The organism is Streptomyces sp. MnatMP-M17, from assembly GCF_900091995.1.
Taxonomy (GTDB): Bacteria; Actinomycetota; Actinomycetes; order Streptomycetales; family Streptomycetaceae; genus Streptomyces.
The window spans coordinates 1-3,197 of the sequence record NZ_FMDK01000675.1 but is presented as its reverse complement, the minus strand read 5'-3'; the positions used below and the strand labels follow the sequence as shown (position 1 = coordinate 3,197).

At 70.8% G+C, this 3,197-nt stretch carries 3 protein-coding genes; 2 read left to right on the top strand and 1 reads right to left on the bottom strand.

Annotated elements, in window-relative coordinates; genetic code table 11:
- Window positions 1–68: 68 nt before the first annotated feature.
- Entirely contained in the window at window positions 69–404 is a 336-nt protein-coding gene (locus GA0115259_RS28020) for a DUF6204 family protein (RefSeq protein WP_093602206.1), read from the bottom strand.
- 82 nt (window positions 405–486) lie between these two features.
- On the opposite strand from GA0115259_RS28020, the gene GA0115259_RS28015 reads away from it, so the two are divergent.
- Both GA0115259_RS28015 and GA0115259_RS28010 read left to right on the top strand, forming a co-directional pair.
- The gene (locus GA0115259_RS28015) at window positions 487–1,419 is read left to right on the top strand and encodes an arginase family protein (protein WP_093602204.1); all 933 of its coding nucleotides are present in this window, start codon (window positions 487–489) and stop codon (window positions 1,417–1,419) included.
- 129 nt (window positions 1,420–1,548) lie between these two features.
- Window positions 1,549–3,197 (top strand): DUF5107 domain-containing protein (locus GA0115259_RS28010; protein WP_107469276.1); only part of this gene is annotated, 1,649 nt, incomplete at its 3' end.

Sequence of the window (3,197 nt, the reverse complement as noted above, 5' to 3'; positions counted from 1 at the left end):
CTGACTCCGCGCTGACCTGACTCCGCGCTGACCTGACTCCGCGCTGACCTGACTCCGCGCCGACCTGGTCAGCGGCCCTTGCGGTTGATCTTCATGGTGTCCATGTCGGTCACGGTGGACCGCAGCTCGCCATGGCCGTATCCCAGTGTCTTCAGCGCCGTCTCGGCACGGTCCTCGGCGAGCGCGCCCGCCATCTCCTCGCCGTCCGCCGCGTCCGAGACGACCACATACCGGTAGCTGAAGTGCCTCAGCGCCCGGTCATAGGTGAGCGAGCCCTCCGGGGTGAACCGCATCTCCGTCAGACCGTGCCGGTCCACCTCGCCGAGCAGCCGGGCCCTCGTTCCGTCCGTCAGTCCTTCGAACGTCCCTCGCACGATCACTCGGTAGGTATGCCGTGTGGTCATCCCGCCGCCCGCCTTCCGTTCTTGCTTCCGCTCTCACCGAAACCTCTTGGAGGGGGAGAATACGGCGGCGAGGATGGTCCGCATGCGGAATATCGTGGTGATCGACGCCCCGTCCAACCTGGGACTGCGTCCTCCGGCGCCCGGTGTGGTACCGGGCTGTTACAAGCTCGCGGGCGCCCTGCGCGAGCAGCGGATCGTCCAGCGGATCGGCGCCTTCGAGGGCGGTGTCGTCGTCCCGCCGCGCTATGACCGCGGCGACTGGAAGGAGGGCGACGGCGTCTTCAACGCGGCTGCCATCGCCCGCTACACACCTCGGCTCGCCGACCGGATCGAGCACCATGTCAGGGCCAAGGACTTCCCGGTGGTGCTGGGCGGCGACTGTTCCATCCAGCTCGGCGCGTCGCTCGCGCTGCGCCGGATCGGGCGGTACGGCCTGGCCGCCATCGACGGTTCGGCGGACTTCCGGCACCCGGGCAACTCCGGGCGTATCGGCGCGGCGGGCGGCGAGGAGCTGGCCATCGGCACCGGACGCGGCCAGCGCGATCTGACCGATCTGGAGGGACTGCGGCCGTATCTGCGCGACGAGGACATACGGCTCTTCGGGATCAGGGACTACGACACGGACCGAGAGGAGCTTGCCCGGCTGAGGATCCCCACCGCGACCGTCGGCGAGCTGCGCGAACGGGGCGTGGCGGAGATGGCGGGAGCCGTGCTCCGGACACTGGAGACACCGGTCACCGAGGGATTCTGGGTCCATCTGGACGCGGATGTGCTCGATCCGGAGGTCATGCCCGCGGTCGACAGCCCGGACCCGGGTGGTCTGCTGCCCGGCGAACTCGCCGTACTGCTGCGGACCTTGGTGCGCTCGGAGCGCTGTGCGGGCCTCAATGTGACGATCTACGATCCGGACCTCGACCCGGAAGGAACGGCGGGCGCGCTGCTCACGGATCTGATCGTGGACGCCTTCGGCGACGACCACTCCGGGGACCGCCTCGGCTATGGAAGCGACGCCTGACGCGCCGGGTGACGGGAGGCCCGACGCGCCGAGTCACCCTGGTCAGTTGGGCCTTCGCCGTGTTCCATGGTCATCGGGCCGTCGGCCGAAGGGGCTGTCGGCCGCCCGTGTGAACGAAGCGAGGTTGCCATGGCCACGACTGTGCGACGTGCCGTACTGACCCTGCCCGCCGCCCCTTTGGGGCCGGAGAATCCGCTGCCGGCCCTGCGGACCCTCGACGAGGCGCACACGGTCGACGATCGCGACAGAAGGAAACTGCCGAGTGACATGGCACGGCAGATCGGCTACGAGCCGCTGCGCACGCCGCTGCCCGTCCGGATTCTGGACGGTTACGGACGGGAGCGCCGTGAGACCGGTATCGACGCGATCGTGATCGAGAACGACCGGCTGCGGGCCACCGTGCTGCCCGGTCTCGGCGGCCGGATCCACTCGCTCCACCACAAGCCGACCGGGCGTGAACTGGTCTACCGCAACCCGGTGTTGCAGCCCGCCTGTTTCGCGCTGAGCGGGGCCTGGTTCTCCGGTGGCATCGAGTGGAACATCGGCGCCACCGGCCACACCACCCTCTCCTGCGCACCGGTGCACGCCGCGCTCGTACCCGCTCCCGACGGCGGCGAGATGCTCAGGCTCTGGGAGTGGGAGCGACTGCGCGATCTGCCGTTCCAGGTGGATCTGTGGCTGCCCGACGGCTCCGACTTCCTCTACGCCGGCGTACGGATCCGCAATCCCCATGAACGGACCGCGCCCGTCTACTGGTGGTCCAACATCGCGGTCGAGGAGGACGAGGGAACGCGGGTGCTCGCACCGGCGGAGTCGGCCTGGCACTTCGGATACGAGCGCAGGCTGCGCGAGGTGCCGGTACCGGTGGCGGAGCCCGGCGGCGCGGACCATACGTACTCCACGCGTGCCGAGTTCCCGGCCGACTACTTCTACGAGGTGCCCGCCGGCGCACGGAAGTGGATCGCCTCGCTCGACGCGCGCGGCACGGGCCTCGTACAGACATCGACCGACACACTGCGCGGGCGCAAGCTGTTCCTGTGGGGCACGGGCCGCGGCGGGCGCAACTGGCAGCGCTGGCTGACCGAGCCGGGCACACCGGGATACACGGAGATCCAGGCCGGCCTCGCCCGTACCCAGCTCGAACACATCCCGCTCGAAGCCGAGGGCGAGTTGAGCTGGCTGGAGGCGTACGGACCGCTCACGGCGGATCCGGAGGCCGTCCACGCGGACGACTGGGACAGGGCCCGCAGCGAGGTCACGGACCGGCTCGAAGCGGCGCTCCCGCGCGCGGACGTCGACGCCGCGTACACGGCATGGCTGCCGTACGCCGACGCCGAACCGGGTGAGCGGCTCGCGGCCGGCTCCGGCTGGGGCGCGCTGGAAGTGCTGCGCGCCGGGTACAAGTTGCCGGGCACGCCCTTCGAGGAGTCCACGCTCGGCGCGGAGCAGGAGCCCTGGGTGGAGCTGCTGACCACCGGCATGCTGCCGGCGCCGGACACCGCCGTACCGCCCGGACCCACGCTGGTGGCGCCGCACTGGCGGGACATGCTGGAGACCGCCCTGGACGAACCGCTCACCGAGTACCACCTCGGTGTCGCGCAGTGGCACGCCGGAGATCTGGCCCAGGCCGTACGGAGCTGGGAGCGCGGGCTGCGCCGGGCGACCTCGCGATGGCCGCTGCTGCGCTGCCTCGCCGTCGCCGACCGGCAGGGCGGACACCCGGGCCGCGCCGCCGACCACTATGCGGGGGCCTTCGACGACCTCTGCCGGGAGAGCGG